This window comes from Tenacibaculum ascidiaceicola, assembly GCF_047470925.1.
Classification (GTDB): Bacteria; Bacteroidota; Bacteroidia; order Flavobacteriales; family Flavobacteriaceae; genus Polaribacter; species Polaribacter discolor.
The window spans coordinates 156612-173475 of sequence record NZ_JAZKJP010000005.1 but is presented as its reverse complement, the minus strand read 5'-3'; the positions used below and the strand labels follow the sequence as shown (position 1 = coordinate 173475).

General features: G+C 30.3%; 12 protein-coding genes. 4 read left to right on the top strand and 8 right to left on the bottom strand.

What is annotated here, in order from left to right:
- Nucleotides 1-57 precede the first annotated feature (57 nt).
- The 3 genes from VBY68_RS05235 to VBY68_RS05225 are packed head-to-tail and all read left to right on the top strand — an operon-like array spanning nt 58 to nt 1540.
- On the top strand, nt 58-648 hold the full coding sequence (locus tag VBY68_RS05235; RefSeq protein ID WP_415269098.1) for a hypothetical protein: 591 nt from the start codon (nt 58-60) through the stop codon (nt 646-648).
- Nucleotides 649-651: 3 nt separating this feature from the next.
- Nucleotides 652-1167, top strand: a complete 516-nt coding sequence (locus VBY68_RS05230) for a hypothetical protein (protein ID WP_415269097.1) — start codon at nt 652-654, stop codon at nt 1165-1167.
- A 16-nt stretch (nt 1168-1183) separates the two neighbouring features.
- Nucleotides 1184-1540, top strand: coding sequence for a hypothetical protein (locus tag VBY68_RS05225; RefSeq protein WP_415269096.1), 357 nt, complete (start codon nt 1184-1186; stop codon nt 1538-1540).
- A 45-nt stretch (nt 1541-1585) separates the two neighbouring features.
- Here VBY68_RS05225 and VBY68_RS05220 read toward each other — a convergent pair whose 3' ends face one another.
- From VBY68_RS05220 to VBY68_RS05200, 5 genes are all read right to left on the bottom strand, one after another.
- On the bottom strand, nt 1586-1969 hold the full coding sequence (locus VBY68_RS05220) for an HU family DNA-binding protein (protein ID WP_124591174.1): 384 nt from the start codon (nt 1967-1969) through the stop codon (nt 1586-1588).
- Nucleotides 1970-2195: 226 nt separating this feature from the next.
- The gene (locus tag VBY68_RS05215; protein ID WP_415269095.1) at nt 2196-3269 is read right to left on the bottom strand and encodes a phytase; all 1074 of its coding nucleotides are present in this window, start codon (nt 3267-3269) and stop codon (nt 2196-2198) included.
- A gap of 2 nt (nt 3270-3271) precedes the next feature.
- Nucleotides 3272-6019 (bottom strand): TonB-dependent receptor, encoded by a 2748-nt coding sequence (locus VBY68_RS05210; protein WP_415269094.1) that lies wholly within the window; start codon nt 6017-6019, stop codon nt 3272-3274.
- Between the two features lie 265 nt (nt 6020-6284).
- Nucleotides 6285-6758, bottom strand: a complete 474-nt coding sequence (locus VBY68_RS05205) for a hypothetical protein (RefSeq protein WP_121145882.1) — start codon at nt 6756-6758, stop codon at nt 6285-6287.
- Between the two features lie 40 nt (nt 6759-6798).
- Nucleotides 6799-12864 carry an alpha-2-macroglobulin family protein gene (locus VBY68_RS05200; RefSeq protein WP_415269093.1) on the bottom strand — a complete coding sequence of 2022 codons (6066 nt, stop codon included), beginning with the start codon at nt 12862-12864 and terminating at the stop codon, nt 6799-6801.
- Nucleotides 12865-13099: 235 nt separating this feature from the next.
- Between VBY68_RS05200 and VBY68_RS05195 the strand changes: the two genes are divergently transcribed.
- The gene (locus VBY68_RS05195; protein WP_415269092.1) at nt 13100-14455 is read left to right on the top strand and encodes a UDP-N-acetylmuramate--L-alanine ligase; all 1356 of its coding nucleotides are present in this window, start codon (nt 13100-13102) and stop codon (nt 14453-14455) included.
- Here the strand turns inward: VBY68_RS05195 and VBY68_RS05190 are convergent.
- The 3 genes from VBY68_RS05190 to VBY68_RS05180 all read right to left on the bottom strand — a co-directional run bounded on the left by VBY68_RS05190 (nt 14436) and on the right by VBY68_RS05180 (nt 16845).
- Entirely contained in the window at nt 14436-15503 is a 1068-nt protein-coding gene (locus VBY68_RS05190; RefSeq protein ID WP_415269091.1) for a nucleotidyltransferase domain-containing protein, read from the bottom strand. The two genes, VBY68_RS05195 and VBY68_RS05190, sit on opposite strands and share 20 nt — an antisense overlap.
- On the bottom strand, nt 15493-16599 hold the full coding sequence (locus VBY68_RS05185) for a hypothetical protein (RefSeq protein WP_415269090.1): 1107 nt from the start codon (nt 16597-16599) through the stop codon (nt 15493-15495). The genes VBY68_RS05190 and VBY68_RS05185 overlap by 11 nt, the downstream gene beginning before the upstream one ends.
- Before the next feature lie 66 nt (nt 16600-16665).
- Entirely contained in the window at nt 16666-16845 is a 180-nt protein-coding gene (locus VBY68_RS05180; RefSeq protein WP_124591181.1) for a hypothetical protein, read from the bottom strand.
- Nucleotides 16846-16864: the final 19 nt, after the last annotated feature.

Genomic DNA, 16864 nt, shown 5'->3' with positions numbered 1-16864 from the left:
AAAGTAAACTATTTTTTAATCATAATTTTTCTTCTGACTTTTTCATCTTGTAAAAAAATGAAAACAAGAAATTACGAAGAAGAAAACACCTATCAAATTATTACTTTTTTAACTGAGGATGCTAAAGATTTTTTAGTTATGCCCCCAGTTCTTTCTATACCTCCATTACCAAATGCTAAAAACTATAATGTTAGAACAATGACATGTCAAGATAGTGTAAGAGGCTATGAATATCATTACAAACAATTAACTAAAAAGAAAACTATTGCTATAATTGATAGTTTATTTAGCTTAAAAAAAACGCATAGTTTTAGAGGTGAATGTGATTTGGTTGATAATCAATTGCTAAAGGAGTTTAATAATTTAAGAGTAAGTAAAAAACTAGATATTTCAAAAGTTACTGTTTACGATAAAGATACATTAATACAATACAAAGAGGAATTTAGAAAGTTACCTTGGAAAGGTTTTGATAAAATGGACTTATTATTAAGTTTTTCAAGAATAGCTTTTAATGATAATTTTGATAAAGCAATTGTAACTGTAGGGATGAGTAAAGGTAGTTTAGACGGTGTTTCAATTTTAGTATATTTAGAAAAAGAAAATTACCACTGGACAATAAAATGTGAAAAAGTGTTATCTATTTCCTAAAGAATGAAAAAAATATTATTTATAACTAGTTTTTTAACCTGTTTCATATGTTCATCATGTAAAACAGATAAGAAAAGTGAAGTAAAAGAAGTAAATAGCGGATACTTTTATGATATAATTCTCAATGAAATTAGAGAAGTTGATACTGACAAGTATTTGATAGAGTATTTAATAAATAGTGATTATGAAAAAGAGAATAGTTTTAAGTTAAAAAGCACTAATAGTTATTTAAAATTAGATTCTTGTAAAGTATATAAATTCTTTTCTAAAGAAATTTCCTCAGAAAATAAGAACATAATAGATCAATCCACAAAAGAAAAAAAGGATAAAGAAAAAATAATATATGAATTTTCATTGCCTTGCAAGGTTAATGAAGATCAGGTATTGGTCTTTAACAAAATTAAGTTTGTTTCTTCAAATACTAATAGAGTTAAAGGAGGAGGAGAAAGAGTTTTTCATTTTATTAAAAATAATAATAAATGGGAAATTAATGAAACCATCCAATTAGAAGATTATTAGTTTAATAAGATAAATAATGAAAAAAACAATAATTCCTATTTTAATACTAGTACTTATACTTTGTATTGGTTGTTACAGTGATAATGTAAAACTTATTGTAGTTAATAAATCGATAGTGGAATTAGACAGTATAAAAATAGGCTCTTCTAAAGAAAATCAAACTTTAGTAACAAAATTAGCTCAAGGACAAAAAGTAAGTAAGAAAATAACTTTTAATGGTATAGAAGGTGATGGAAACTATTTTTTAGAAGTTTATAATAAGGGTGAGTTAATTCAATCTAAAAGATTTGGTTATTACACGAACGGTTCTCCACTAAACAATTCATTTAAAATAAAAATATATAAGGATTCTACATTAATTGTTCATCATTAAAAACAAAAATCCCTATCATAAAAAATGATAGGGATTTTTTACGGCTTACGCTTTCTTTTCAAAAGTAGCCAACTTTAAAGCATTTTTAATGAGTTTACCAGGTCTAAAAATAGTACGGACACTTTTTATGTTACTAGCAGTTACCTTATCGGCAGTTTCACTACCTTCACTACTACCACCTGCTTGTAAGGTAAAATAATCGCCAGCATATACAATTTTACCATCAGCTACATCATTAGCTATTTTAGTAAATACTGTTTCTAGCACAGCAAGAATATCTCCCTTGCTAACCGTAGAGGTTTCAGAAGCATATTTAGCTAAGTCATTTAACGAGGTTTTACCATTTCCTACAATATTTGCATAAAACTTTTCAGGTACTTGAGGGTCTCTTGGATTTCTTCTTTTTACTACAGTGAATTTCACAGCCATAATTTTTAATTTTTTAAGTTATTATTGTTTTGAAAATAACAAAAGTCATACCAAAATAACAGCTACTTTTCTAATACTTAACAACCTATAAAAACAAAACACTAAGAAGACTTACAAAAAAGACCTTGACGTTTTTACAAAAACATCAAGGTCTTTTCATCAAAACATCAAGGTCTTTTTTAAAGACTATATTTTAAGCTACTTTTTTAATTACACAACAAATACACTAATTTGACGAATCTAAATGTAGACTTTTAGAAATTTTTTGCCAATCCACCAGTTTAAAATTTTGATGTAAGCTGTCTTTGTCTTGGGTATTTGCACCATCTTGCGCAATAAAGAATCCTTTAGGATATTTTGTGCCAAAATTAACAGAGGTTACATCAATTCCGTCCGTATCGTAGGTACCATCAATCACACCATCTTTTAATGAGAAACTTCCTAGGTATTGATTGCTAATTCTATCAAAAACAGCATAACTGTTATTTCCTTGTGACGATAAAATAATATATCCTTTTCCATTTCCAGCATCGTATAAGGTAACGCCTTCAAAATCATCTTTCATATTCAAACCGTTGGTGCTGATAACCTTTACACGGTTGTTTTCAGCATTGGGTTCTGCATCATATTTCCATAAGGCTTTATCTTCTTCACCAATATATACCTTAGCATGTACATCATCGGCAACAATACCTTCACCTTGACTTCCTAATGAAAATTCACGGACTAACTTGGCGTCAATTTGAGTATTGTTTTCAAACAATTCCCATTGCTCAACACCGCCTTTTTTACCAACCATAAAAACATATAATTTGTTAGTTTTAGGGCTTTTATACATTCCTAAACCGTATACTTCTTTTAAGTTAGAAGATATTTTTCGTGCAGCAGCATCTTCTAATTCACCTGTAGGTCTTACAATCAATATAGAAATAGTATTGTGTGTTCTATTACTAGCAGTAACAACCGAAACTTCTTTTCCGTTTAATGAAAATCCGTCACGAATATCAACATTGTTTACACGTCCTATTTTATAAGAATACAAACGTTCTCCTTCTAAATTATAAACTTCTAAACCTTCTTTTTTGTTTGTACCAATTATGGTTGATTTTGTTACATCAGTAGGGTTTACCCACACACACGGATCATCAGCAGCGTCGTCAAAAGAAGTAACGGGTTCTGTTTCAGCGTCAGCAACTAAAGCTACTACTGGTTTAGTTTGTGGGTTTTGATGTACTATTTTTTCAACCTTACAAGCACTTAAAACAAGGCAAGTAAGTGTTATTTTATATAAATTATTCATTCTTAAAAATTGTATTTTAAACCAGCATTCCAATTATAGTTATAAAACTCAGCTTGCATTGTTTGGTGTTTTGTACCTTGGTAAAAACGTAATTCTTGATTGGTTAAGTTTTTTGCTTCAGCAAAGACTTGTAAGTTTTTAGTAATACGGTAAGAAGCATTTAAGTCTACAAACAATTGTTCGTCATAAAACACATCTGTAAAAGCATCGTCTCCGTATTCAAAAATATAATCATCAGCAAAGTTTAAAGAGGCTCTAATTGATAGTTTAGAACTTTCATAGGCCAACGATCCGTTAAACATGTTTTTAACAGCACCAGCCAAAGGCAATCCATCTTCTCTATCGGCAATACCATCTGTTTTAGAATCAGTGTAGGTATAGTTACCATATACTGTTAAGTTTCTTAAGAAACCTGGTAAGAAGTTTAATTTGCGTTGTAAAGAAACTTCAAAACCATAAATTTCTGCAGTACCTCCGTTGAAAGGCCTTGTTACATCATAAGTTTCTGTAACATCCCCAACGGTAATTGGTTCGTCAGTAACTGAATTGTAAATAAATTTATCTAAATCTTTGTAAAAAACTCCTGCTGATATAATTCCTACATTGCTAAAGTAGTGTTCAAACATTAAATCAAAGTTCATAGCCTCAGTAGGGTCTAAATTTGGGTTTCCATACTCAGCTTCAATATCATCACTATTAATGTTTCTATAAGGTACTAAATCGTAATAATTAGGCCTAGCAATTGTGTTTGTCCAAGCAGCTCTAACAATGGTGTTTTTATCAATATTGTATTTTGCTTGTAAGTTTGGTAACCAGTTTGTGTAGTTTCTAGTTCCTGATGTTTTAGTTACATCGCTTAAATCTTCAGCAGTTTCAACATCAATAGCAAAACCATTGTAGTCAGTTGTTGTTTTTTCAACTCTTACACCTGCAATAAAAGAAAAGTTATTATTAATGTTTTGTTGCAACATTCCGTAAAAAGCATAAATATTTTCTTTAGCATTGTAGTTTTCAGGAACAAATTCATCTAGTACAAGTTCACCTCCTGTTAAGTTTAAACTCCCTAAAAATTCTTTTGAAACAAAAAGCCCTGATTTATAATCATCACCTGCTAAATAACCATTAATAGTATAATCTTTAGTAGTGGTGGTATTCATGGTTGGAAATTGATTTTCTAAATCATACTCATAAAAATTATTGTCTCTTACTTTTTCTTTGTATTTGTGCTTAAATCCAAATTTTAAAGAGTTTTTATAAGCTCCTGTAGCATTAATTGGAACTAAAACATCAAAATTAGAACTGATTTTACGTTCTTGTGTAAACCCTTGCTGTTGGGTTACTTCTTTATATTCAAAAGTTGAAGGATCGTTAAAATCATTATTTGTTGGTCGTAATACAGGGAAGTTTGTTCGCGAAAAGTCTTGCATAACTTCAATATCATCATTCTCAAAGCTTATGTAACGTTCGTCTGGACGCTCTTCTTTTGCTTTGGCAGTTCCTGTTTTCCAGTTCAACTTAATGTTTCCCAAAATAATATGTTCTCCACCTACAGATATATTGTAAGTACTTTGACGCTCTAAACGCGTGTTGTCGTTTGTATTGTTGTTGATACCACCTTTAGTTTGACGACGTACTTCAGCTTTTGATAATCCAGTAGCATCAGGTTCATCTATTTTTCTAAAACGCACTCTGTAACGATTTTCATAATCGTTTCGTTGGTTGTACATAGACTTGAAGAAAATTGTATTGTTGTTGTCTGGTGTCCAGTCTAAGTTAGCAGAAACGCTCATTCTATTTCTTTTTACGTCGTAGCGTCTAATATCGTGTTCACCAATGTAGACTTTACCATTTTCTTTTTCCCATTCAAACTCAACATTATCTGAACCATAATCATTAGAGTTATAAGAAGCATTGATAACATACCCTAGTTTGTCTTTAAAAGTTCTGTTGGCAACTAATGCAGAAACATTATAGTTAGGTGTGTTTCTTACAGGGTTTTGTCCGTAAGAACCAGCAACGAAAGCTCTAAAAGTAGTAGGAGCAGAGCGTGTAACTAAATTAACAGAGCCACCAATAGCGTCTCCTTCCATATCTGGAGTTACTGCTTTGTTAACTTCAATAGTTTGAATCATGTCAGAAGGAATTAAATCCATTTGAACTCTACGATTATCTCCTTCAGCAGAAGGAATTCTGTCACCATTTAAAGTTACCGAGTTTAATTGAGGTGCTAATCCACGAATAACAATATCTCTAGCTTCTCCTTGATCATTTTGCATAGAAATACCAGGAACACGCTTTAAGGCATCACCAATATTTGCGTCTGGAAACTTTCCTACTTGATCTGCAGAAATAATATTAGTTATATTCTCTTTGTTTTTTTGTTGGTTAAGGGCTTTGGCTTGTCCTTTACCAATACTTCCTTTAATAACAACTTCATCTAATCTATCTATTTTAGGTGTTAGAGAAAAGTTTTTAGATTGAATGTTGTTTGTAAGTGTAATGGTTTCTGTTAAGGTCTGATAACCTAAGAAAGATATTTGAACTTCATAATTTCCCATTGGTAGATTTAAAAGTTCGTAGTTTCCATTAAAGTCGGTAGAAAATCCAACTTGTAAAGAAGGGATACTAATTGTAGCTCCGGGTAAAGGTTGATTTGTTTCGTCTAAAACTCTTCCTTTTAATCCAGATTTACTTTGTGAGTATCCTAAAATACTAACAAAGTATAAAGTAATTAAAATTATTTTTTTCATTTTGAAATCTTTAGTGAATTATCCACGGCGAAATTATTTATGATAACTAGCAACCAGATTTCAAATTTGTTAGTAAAAAATTATTAAAATGTATTTATAAAGTTGATTATACGTTAATTAGTTAAGGTTTTAATGATGTTTTGGTGTTTTTGAATTAAAGTAAAAATTACTTTATAAAAACATTTAACGTTTAAATTATAAGGGTATAAAAAGAAAAACCTCCAAGTTAACTTGGAGGTTTTTTATAAATTTTATTACTGTCTTTTTAGAATTGGTAACGGATACCTAAACCGAAGTCAGAGTTAAAGTCTTTATAATAATCACCGAATCCTATGTCAGGTCTGTAATCTAAAGAAATCATTAAAGGGATATCAAAACTATATTCGATTCCAATTACACCAGAAACAAAAACGTATGTTTCTGACACATCTACATTCTTTGCATTCCAGTGACCTAAACCACCACCAGCACCAGCGAACCAGTTAAAGCGGTTTTCTAATTGCCATACCCATTGGTATAAAGCAGTAGCTTTAAATCCATCATAGCCACTACCATTTCTTAAACCTAAATCAAGTTCTAAACGATTGTTATCGCTTAATCTACGTTGGTAAGAGATTTCAGCTCCAAAACCATCATTATCTCCTAAACGAAGACCAATAGCGTTGTCAGAGATTTCTTGGGCATTAGCTGTAAAAAACGAAAGGGTTAAAAATCCGATAAATAAAAAGATTTTTTTCATAATTTTTAATTTAATGTTATGTGTTGCTAAGATAGTTATTTTATTTAATTAGTAATCTTTCTCCTTTTGAATGACTAGTAAACTCAGGGGCATACATACTTTGAATTGTTGTAATACCATTGCTGAAATTTCCTGCATTATTTACACGAACATCATATTCAAATACATATATTCCTTTAGGTAAACGCTCAAAAAAGAAATTTGTTGCAGCATCTTTTGTGCTTTCATAATAGCCTAGTCCATCTTGCCACTTGTATTGTGATAATACATTAATCGGTTCAACTCCGCTTGCTCTCATATCTTTCATGTGTACAAATTCCATATCTCTATCAGAGCGAAGTTCAATCCTAACAGTAATTAAATCTCCAACATTTAACTGTGTGTTTTCTGTAACTTCTTGGAGTTGCTTACCAGTATTAGTATTAACTTTTTTAAATAGTTTTTTATTTAATTGTAAAGGAGTTTTAGCAGAAGTAATTTTATCTAGGTCCTCAAAATACTGCCAATACAATCCACCCCAAGCGATACCTTTTCCTTTTTTACGAATACTAACAGTACTCATATTAGGAGTAATTTCAGAACCATTCCATGAGGTTTTAAAATAACCAGTACCCGCCTCAACTTTTGTGTTTTCTAATTTTGTTGGATTGATAGTCTGGTTTCCTATTTTAATATCTAACATATCAGTTACTGAAATCCAATCACTACCTTGTAATAATAATGCATATACAGCTTCAGTAGTTGCTTTGGTAGTTTTCCAACGGTTGGTTTGCTTATTTTTTAGTAGCCATATTTTTAAGTTATCAATCGTTTCTGTGTTATTTTCAATTTCAGAAAAAGCTTCAATTAATAACGATTGTGTTTCAATAGGGGCTTGGTACCAGTACCAACTCGGTTGGTTTTCTTTCCAGTACATTCCTAATTCATCAGAAGTAATACTGTTCTCTCTTAAAGATTTTAAAATTTTAGAAGAAATTTGTGTATTATCATTTCTAAACTGTAGCAGGGCAATTTGTCCTTTTCCGTATAAACTAAACTCTTTCCAATAAGTTGCTGTTTGACTTTTATAGTATTCAAAAGCGGTTTTTGTCGTATCGTTAATTTCAATATTAGTATAAAAAGAACGCATGTATAAATACTGAATAATGAAATAGTTTAGATGGTTTTTCTTTAAGTACTCAGTATATTTTTTTTGACCTTTTTCAGCTTTAATACGTTCAGCGCTTTCTAATAATTTCTTGTAGGTATGTTCAATTTCAGTATCTAAAAAGTGAATAGCATCCACAAGCATTTTTTGTAAAGAATCATCTTTATTATCAATACCTAATTTTTGTAAATGTCCAAAACCAGTAGCAATATGATTCGTGATATAAACATTAGGATTATCATTCCCTTTAAACCAAGGGAACCCTCCATTGTTTAATTGCATTTGCAATAGTTTATTAATGGCGTTTTGTTGCTCGTTTTTCATTTTGTTTAAATCAAATAACAAAGCAATACGCTTCTTTTGTTCGGTTTCAGATTGAGCATCACGTAACCAAGGAGTCTCTTGGATAATCAATGATTTTATTTCTTGATTTTTTTCTAAGTTACTCAACAAAGCATCTGAAGATTTCCAAGTATTGAATACCTCTTGTATTCTTGGATTTGAATTTGCAATATGACTAGCTAATGTGTTTGCATAATAACGTGCAAAGGTTTGTTCACTACATTCGTATGGATATTCCATTAAATACGGTAAAGCTTGCACAGCATACCATGCAGGGTTTGAGGTAACTTCTAACGTTAATTTATGGTGACTGAGCGTAGTCGAAGTTTGATTTTTAAGCTTATCTAATGTAAATGTTTTGGTTTGATTTGAACGAATCCACATAGGTAGCGTTTCTGTAACCAACATTCGGTTTGATAATACTGGTAACACATTTTGTTCACCGTCTGAAAAATCTCCTGCCTTGGCAATTACTTTATATTGAATTGCTTGATAAGTATCAGGAATTGATAAGTTCCAAGAAACCTGAGTGTTTCCGTTAGAACCAACACTGAAAGATTGATTTTTCGTAGAATTGTCTAACAAGTTGATTTCTTTTCCTGTAATAGCATCAGTTAATATAAGTAACGCTGTCCCTTGTAAGTTTTTATCAGAGATGTTAGCTATTTTGGTATTTAATGTAATTTGATCTCCTTCTCTTAAAAATCTTGGAGCGTTAGGGATTACCATCAACTCTTTTTGAGTTACAGTAGTTAATGTCTTGGTAGTCGACTGTAATTCTTTTGTATGTGCTAGTAACTGCAGTTTCCAGCGTGTTAAAGCTTCTGGAGTGGTAAAATTAAACGTAATATTACCTTCTTTATCAGTTTGTAAATGCGGATAGAAAAAGGCAGTTTCTTGTAGGTTTTTACGAATTTGTACTCCGTCTAAAGAAACTTTTTCTTCCTTTTTTTCTTTTATACCTAGAGCAGTTACAACCGTTTCATTCAGTGAGTCAGCTTGAGTATCTAGAAGAGCTTCTTCTTCAACAATCTCTCTTTCAGGTGAAGGTTGCATTTTAGAACTCATAGCTAAGCCTCTTAAACGAATATTTCTATTTATTCCGAAGTAAAAACCAAACCAATTTAATTGGTCGTATCGTTGAGTTTTAAATGAAGCAGGGTAGTTATTATTAAAAACTCTGAAACGTTCATTACCAAAACTTTGATAAGCATTAGCGTTACCACTATAAGAGTAATATGTAGAAGTTGAGATAGGTGAAAACATCCAATTATGAGGTTTAAACTCATCTAAAGAAGCATCATACATACTCGCTAACACCTCTGCAGCTACTTTGTTGTTTTTATCGTTTTTAATGGTAAAACTCCAGGTTTCTTGGGTTCCAGGTTGTAATTTATCTCTAAATGTATTGGTTTCTATAGTAATGCTATTTTGTTCATTTGGAACAGAAATAGGAATTATTCCACTAACGAAACTGTTGTAATTCACAAAGTAATATTTGATAACAAACCCGCCAACATCTTGTTTCGTAACAGGAACTTCAATTGTTTTGATTTTGTTATTTAAATGAATAAGCTCTGTGTTTACGATGGTATGATTCTTTTCTATTTGAACTATAACCGTAACATTTTTTGAAGCAGAACCAATTTGTAACTTAGCAATGTCATTTGGTTTATAAGTTGTTTTATTTGTGTTATACGTGAACAACTGATTGTCGGTTACACTTTTTTCTTTGTTATCAATTATTGTAAAAAGAGCTTTGTCTGTAACATCTTGTCCAAACTTATCTTTAGAACTTAATACGGTTATGTATTTACCAGAAGCCCATTTTTTATAGTTATTAAGTATAATTTGTTTAGATTCTTCTGTATTGAAATTTTGCTCAAATACTAATTTTTCTTTTTTCCAATTATGAGGATTTTGTTCTTCCGAAGTGTAAGCTTCATGAGGAAATAAGTTTCTAAAATCACTTTCTGAAATATCTTGATAATCTGGAGTATCCCAAGGTCTTTTACGTAACGGATTTTTATGAGCTTGTAATTTGTATATTTTAATGCTTCCTTTAGCAGGTGCAAATTCCCCGTTTAAATTTTTACTTGATATTTCAATTGTTGTTTCCTTGTCCGATTTATGTATTGTAGAAGGAATTTGTAAAGTAGCAAGTAATGCATGATACCCAACTTTTACAATAGAGGTTGCTGAGCGAGTTTCTCCATTAACATCGGTAACATCAGCTGTGATTTCATATTCAAAAACAGGTAAGTTTTCTTTGTTTACACTTTCATCAGGTAAGGCTTTGAAAGTAATTGAAAAGTTACCTTGTGCATCAGTTGTTAATTCACCGTGTGTAATTTCTTGTGCTTCTGAAGTAAACTGAGGTTTACGCCAGTACCACCAAATAGGGTATTGTACTTTACGATGCACGCGATATACTACTTTAGCATCTGTGATAGTTGAACCAGCAAAAGCTTTTGCAAATCCGTTTACTGTAATGCTGTCATGTAACTTATAGGTTTTTGTTACAGGTTTAAATTCTGTTTTAAACTTAGGACGTTTATATTCTTCTACTTGAAAAGGGAAAAAGTTTAGTTGATTTTCTACACTAGTTCTAATAGAAAATTCGCCAGTTAACCCATTGTTGGGAATAACAAATGTTCCAGAAAAAGAACCAAAATCATTAGTTTTTAATTTTAGGTCTGTAACATTATTTCTAGAGGCATCGACAACTTTTATATTTACATCTTTATTAGATAAAGCATTAGAGTTGTTTTTAGAAAATTTTATAGAAATTCCTTTAAAGTATACAGTTTGTCCTGGTCGATAAATGCTTCTATCAGTAAAAATAAAAGATTTAATATTTATACGATTATCATTTGTAGTAGGAGAGGCTTGTTTTTGATATTTATTCAGGTAATAGTTACCAAAAACTGCTGAATCGTTTTTGTGAGTTACAGTAACGTACACATTACCATAACTAACATCACTTTTAAAAGAAGCAAATCCGTTTTTATCAGTTGTTAGTTTTTTATGAATCGATTTTCCATACCTATGTTGCTTGTTTTGTAATAATAATTCAGCGTCTTTAACAGGCTTTCCAGTATTTCTATCAACAACTTGGTAGGTTTTTACACCATCATTATTATTTTCTACTAAAACTAAATTGGTTGCTTGTAAATGAGCAGTAGCATATAAATCTTTAGAATTAAAAGTAGTGTTTTGGTGCGCTACAATTAAATAATTCCCTTGAGTTAATTGGGGAACTACTACTTCAGTTGTGTGTAATAAATAATCTTTTTCATTTCGTAAATTACTGTTCCATGAAGTAGCTTTTGTAAGTTTTTTTATAAAGCTAAAGCGTTCTTCTGCTTTATAAATTTTTTGAAGTTCTTCTAATTGTTTTTGGTCAATTTTATAAGCAGAAAAGTACAGTTTATCAATATTGTTATAGGTAACTAGTAATCTAGAGTGAGATTGAATAGGGACAAATTTTTCAGAAAGAATACTTAGCGATGTAGTTTTGATTTGTTGTTGTAAGTACTCAGATTTTTCAGCAGCTAAGCTTTTAGGGAATTGTTCAATAACCTTTTTACAAATAGCAAGTGCCTCTCTGTTTTTAAAACGAAACTCTTCATTTTTTCCAGCTTTATAAGATCCAGCTTGTTGATTATAAATTCTAGCTATTTCATAGCTATATAATCCAGAAATTTCATTGTTTTTATAATTACTAACTGATGCTTTTAGCGTTTGTAAGAGTAATTCTTGTTTGTTATTTAAAGTTATATGTTGCTTAACAAACTGTAATCGTTGAATATCTACATCAGCAAAGGCATCGAGGTTATTGTTTTTTAAATGAAAGGTTATTAATTTTTGATAAATTTTCAAGGCATTAAACTGTAATGATAAATCATCTTTCGTGGTAAGGTTTAATCCAGAAAACTTGTTAGCTTCACTAAGGTATAAAGTGTCATCAATTTTAAATTGATAAGTAGGTTTTGTAATGTTAGTTTCTGTAGTTTTATAAAATTCTAAGGCATTATGTGCTAAGAAATCAAATAGGGTAGGACGGTATTTTTTTGAATCCTTTTTTGTTTGGATAATATCTTTAAAAGTATGAATAGCTATTTTTTGTAATTGAGTTTCATTATCCAAAGAATTTTGATAATGGCAATGAATTTCTGCAAATAGCGTATTTAAATCCCATGTTCTAAAATCATTTTCATCAACTTTTTGTTGAGTTTGAGTACGATTGTAAAATTTCCATCTGTTCTGATTAAAATATTGCCAGTATAAGTTAGCTAATACATTTTCTAGCACATTTTTTGTTGGAAAATCACTTTGATTAATTTGTTGTTTAAACTCATCAATAATTTTTAATTGAGCATTTTCTTCTAAAGTTAAAGAGTACTTACTTTTATAAAATAATGATTTTATAATCTGAGGAGCATTATTACTTTTTTCAGCTTTATCGTAAATAGTGTTTACTATTTTTAAAGCAGATTTAGGTAAGTTGTCTGACTCAAACTTGTGAACTTTTTCCCATAGGCTGTTATAATTTTCTTGGGCGTGTACTAATGTTGAAAATAAAATCATTAGTAAAACGGGGGTTATTCTTTTCATCTATCTAAATTTTATATTTTTTTGAATAGTTCAATAATCTTAATTTTTTGATACTAGTCGTGAGTGTACTTATATGAACAAAGCACTAAAAAATAGTGGTTTTTTACAAGTTGAAGTTTGTAAAGGTACTATTTGAGTGAGTGAACATAGCTATTTAAAGAGTTTCGATTTAAAGATACTTAAAATTCTCACTTGGTTTTGTATTTTTGACGCTTATATCACAGATAACAACACTATGAAAATTCACTTTATAGCTATCGGCGGTAGCGCAATGCACAACTTAGCAATCGCATTACAACAAAAAGGATACCAAATTACGGGTAGTGACGATACGATTCATGATCCGTCAAAAACCCGTTTAGCAAACAAAGGTTTGTTGCCAGAAGAGTTTGGATGGTATCCAGAAAAAATAACTACCGATTTAGATGCTGTAATTTTAGGAATGCATGCAAAAAAAGACAATCCTGAGTTATTAAAGGCGCAGGAACTTGGAGTGAAAATTTATTCGTATCCAGAGTTTTTGTATGAACAATCTAAAGATAAAACACGTGTGGTTATAGGTGGTTCTCATGGGAAAACAACTATAACGTCAATGATTCTACATGTGTTAAATTATCATGATAGAGAAGTGGATTACATGGTAGGTGCACAGTTGGAAGGTTTTGATACTATGGTGCATTTAACAGAAGAAAATGAGTTTATTGTTTTAGAAGGGGATGAGTATTTGAGTTCTCCTGTAGATATGCGTCCGAAGTTTCATCTGTACAAACCGAATATAGCGTTGTTAAGTGGAATTGCCTGGGATCATATCAATGTGTTTCCAACGTTTGAAAATTATGTAGAACAATTTTCAATTTTTACTGATTCTTTGACGAATGGTGGAATTATGGTGTATAATGAGGAAGATGAGGAGTTAAAAGAGGTTGTTGAAAGTTCAAATCACCCAATAAAAAAATACCCTTATAATACTCCTGATTGTTTTATTGATAACGGAATTACTTATCTGGAAACAGAAGAAGGTGATTTACCATTAGAAATTTTCGGGAATCATAATTTACAAAATCTAGCAGGGGCAAAATGGATTTGTCAGCATATGGGAATTGATGAAGATGAGTTTTATGAGGCGATTGCTAGCTTTAAAGGCGCTAGTAAGCGTTTAGAAAAGATTGCTGAAAATTCTTCAACAGTTGTGTTTAAAGATTTTGCACATTCACCATCTAAAGTTGAAGCAACTACAGCTGCGGTTAAAGATCAATATTCAAATAGAACTTTGTTAGCATGTTTAGAGCTACATACTTATTCGAGCTTAAATGCTGAGTTTTTATCAGAATACAAAGGAGCTTTAGATAAAGCAGATAAAGCAGTAGTTTTTTATTCTCCACACGCTGTAAAAATTAAACAGTTGGAAGAAGTTTCAGAAGAACAAATAGCTAAAGCGTTTGAACGTAACGATTTGATTATTTACACAAATCCAGAAAAGTTTAAAGAGTTTTTATTCAATGAGAACCTTGAAAATACAGCTTTGTTATTAATGAGTTCTGGTAACTACGGAGGGTTAGATTTTGATGAGGTTAAGGCTTTGGTTGATTAAAAAACTTATCAAATAAATATTTTCTATACTTTTTTAAATAAAAAGATTTTAAAATAACAGAAAAGCGATGTTTATATAAAAAATATAGGTCCCATTTTTTTTTGTTATCAGCACTTTCTTTTGGGTTGTTAATGAAAAAAAGTACTTTTTTGATGTAGCTCTCAGTCTTATGTGTTTTTACATATTCGAGTGATTCAGGAGAGCCAAAAATATAATTAGTAATAGCAAGAAAGTTTTTTAAATAGTCAGATTCAGAATGATAAAACTTGTTTAAAACTGTCTTAATCGAAGCTCTTTTAGATAACATATAAAGATCATAAGAGTTTCTTAGAGAGATTGTTTTAGTCCATTGAGCTTTCTCGTTAATTTGCTTGTTAAAACAAGTTAAAAGAACTTGATTTTCATACGAAAGGATATTTATGTTATTCGTCAATTTTTTTAGGCTATTTTCAACAAAATTATAGTCGAATCCTTTTTCATTTGTAATCATTTTATAATGTACTTCAACGGCAGCAATTTTTTCTTTTTTGGTTATTTTGGGGTAATGCCTATTTAAAACTGTATTATCTAAATAATCAGAAGTCTTCTCTTTATACCCATTTTCTTTGAGAATATTAACAGTAAGCTTAAACTTTTCTGGATTGACTAAAAAATCAATATCACCCACCATACGTTCAGCGATATCTTCGTATAGTCCTTCTAGTAAATTACCTGTTCCTTTTAAAAAAATAGGGATAATATTATTTGAGAGTAGCAATTCGTTAATTTCTTTGGCTTCTGCAATAATTTGTTGATTACGCTCTCTGTTTAAGTCAGTAATATGTTTCATATACTCGACTAAATCTGTAGGTAGGAATTGCAAAAAATTTACACATTTTAAGTTGCAATATAATGCGGGGAAAACATAGTGGGTTGTACTTACTTTAACTACAGCTTCCCAATCGACTAAACCGGATTTTATTTTTTGTTCAACTAAATTTCGATTCTTTACTTCATGGGTTATAGTTAAACACTTACTAATAAATAATAATGTTTCTTTATAATTCATCCGCAAATATTTTTTTTACAGTTTCAGTCATTTTTTCATTATTAGAATAGGTTAGTTGGTAGCAAGGTAATTTTTCAAACCAATCTAAAAAGAGTTCAGCATTTTGAGGTATTGGAGATAACCAAGAATCAGGAACCAATTGTTCAAAAGCTGTAATGTTTGAAATTTTATTAATGATTAAGTCACTATCTTTTTGATATTTAATAAAAATTAGAGCTTTGCAAGGAGTTTTTAGCGAGTAATCATGGTTATTTGTAGGTAAGTAGCGAACAATTTTATTTAGCTTTTTAAAATGATATTCAGCAGATGTTTTTAATTCAGGATAAATTGGAAGTAGCGTTTCTAAACTATTTTTTTTAATAGATATAGCAGAAGGAAAGCTATGTACATTTAAAGAATTATCAACAGGTACAAAATCATCGGCTAAACAAGTAAAACCATTGGCTTGTAATAATGCTAAAGAAGTACTCTTTCCATTTCCAGAATCACCTAAAAATAAAATAGAATTATTGTTCTTACTAACTGCGGAAGCATGAAAAACTCCTATCCATTCATTTTCATTTTTTTGATGTATTTTTTGCACTAGTTCCATTGAGAATTTTCCTTGAAAGTAATGCACTTCTTTTAAACTCCATGTACCAATAAGGCTATCGTCAACAGAAAAAGAAATAGATTTAGAATCATTATACACTTCAAAATGATGATGTGTTTTGACTGTTTCCTGAATTTCTAAATGAGCAAATTTTGGGTGTATTAAAAAGGCTTCAGTATTAGATGCATAACTTACTTTAAAATATAAACTATTTATACTATAGTATTTTACAACTTCAAAAGTCTTAGGCTTAGTTACAGGTATTAGCTTTTTATTGTTTTTATTTTCTGAAGAAATAAGTAAAGCTTCAATATCAGTAACAAGTTCTACTGCTTGTTGGTAAGGAATGCTAACTTGCTTAATTACTTGATTAATAATTTCTTTTTTGTCAATTTTTTTATTTAAAAGAGATAGTGTTTCTGCTATCAAAGGGTCTACAACAAGATATTCATTATTGTCTTGAAACCAAATAACTTGCTTATTCTCTATTTGTTTATTAGTCATGTACTTATAAAAGTAATAAAACCTCGAGATATTCTCGAGGTTTTAGAGTGAAATAATTTTTTGATATTAAAAATCTAGTCCTGGATCTTCAGGGCTCTGTGCCTGTGCTTTTTGCGGATTTAAGATCATATAAGTTCCTAATGCTGTTAAAGCTGCATATTTACCATAACTCCCTATTTTTTTTATAGCCTCTTTACGAGTAATGTCTTTAGAACTTTTATCAGTGTTTTTTATGTCTTTTTTCATGATTGCTCGATTTTGATAG

What these genes read in the sequence shown, in the direction of transcription:
- VBY68_RS05235 (WP_415269098.1), top strand. Translation starts at nt 58, where the DNA reads ATGAAAACAAGAAATTACGAAGAAGAAAACACCTATCAAATTATTACT.
- VBY68_RS05230 (WP_415269097.1), top strand. Translation starts at nt 652, where the DNA reads ATGAAAAAAATATTATTTATAACTAGTTTTTTAACCTGTTTCATATGT.
- VBY68_RS05225 (WP_415269096.1), top strand. Translation starts at nt 1,184, where the DNA reads ATGAAAAAAACAATAATTCCTATTTTAATACTAGTACTTATACTTTGT.
- VBY68_RS05220 (WP_124591174.1), bottom strand. Translation starts at nt 1,969, where the DNA reads ATGGCTGTGAAATTCACTGTAGTAAAAAGAAGAAATCCAAGAGACCCT.
- VBY68_RS05215 (WP_415269095.1), bottom strand. Translation starts at nt 3,269, where the DNA reads ATGAATAATTTATATAAAATAACACTTACTTGCCTTGTTTTAAGTGCT.
- VBY68_RS05210 (WP_415269094.1), bottom strand. Translation starts at nt 6,019, where the DNA reads ATGAAAAAAATAATTTTAATTACTTTATACTTTGTTAGTATTTTAGGA.
- VBY68_RS05205 (WP_121145882.1), bottom strand. Translation starts at nt 6,758, where the DNA reads ATGAAAAAAATCTTTTTATTTATCGGATTTTTAACCCTTTCGTTTTTT.
- VBY68_RS05200 (WP_415269093.1), bottom strand. Translation starts at nt 12,864, where the DNA reads ATGAAAAGAATAACCCCCGTTTTACTAATGATTTTATTTTCAACATTA.
- VBY68_RS05195 (WP_415269092.1), top strand. Translation starts at nt 13,100, where the DNA reads ATGAAAATTCACTTTATAGCTATCGGCGGTAGCGCAATGCACAACTTA.
- VBY68_RS05190 (WP_415269091.1), bottom strand. Translation starts at nt 15,503, where the DNA reads ATGAATTATAAAGAAACATTATTATTTATTAGTAAGTGTTTAACTATA.
- VBY68_RS05185 (WP_415269090.1), bottom strand. Translation starts at nt 16,599, where the DNA reads ATGACTAATAAACAAATAGAGAATAAGCAAGTTATTTGGTTTCAAGAC.
- VBY68_RS05180 (WP_124591181.1), bottom strand. Translation starts at nt 16,845, where the DNA reads ATGAAAAAAGACATAAAAAACACTGATAAAAGTTCTAAAGACATTACT.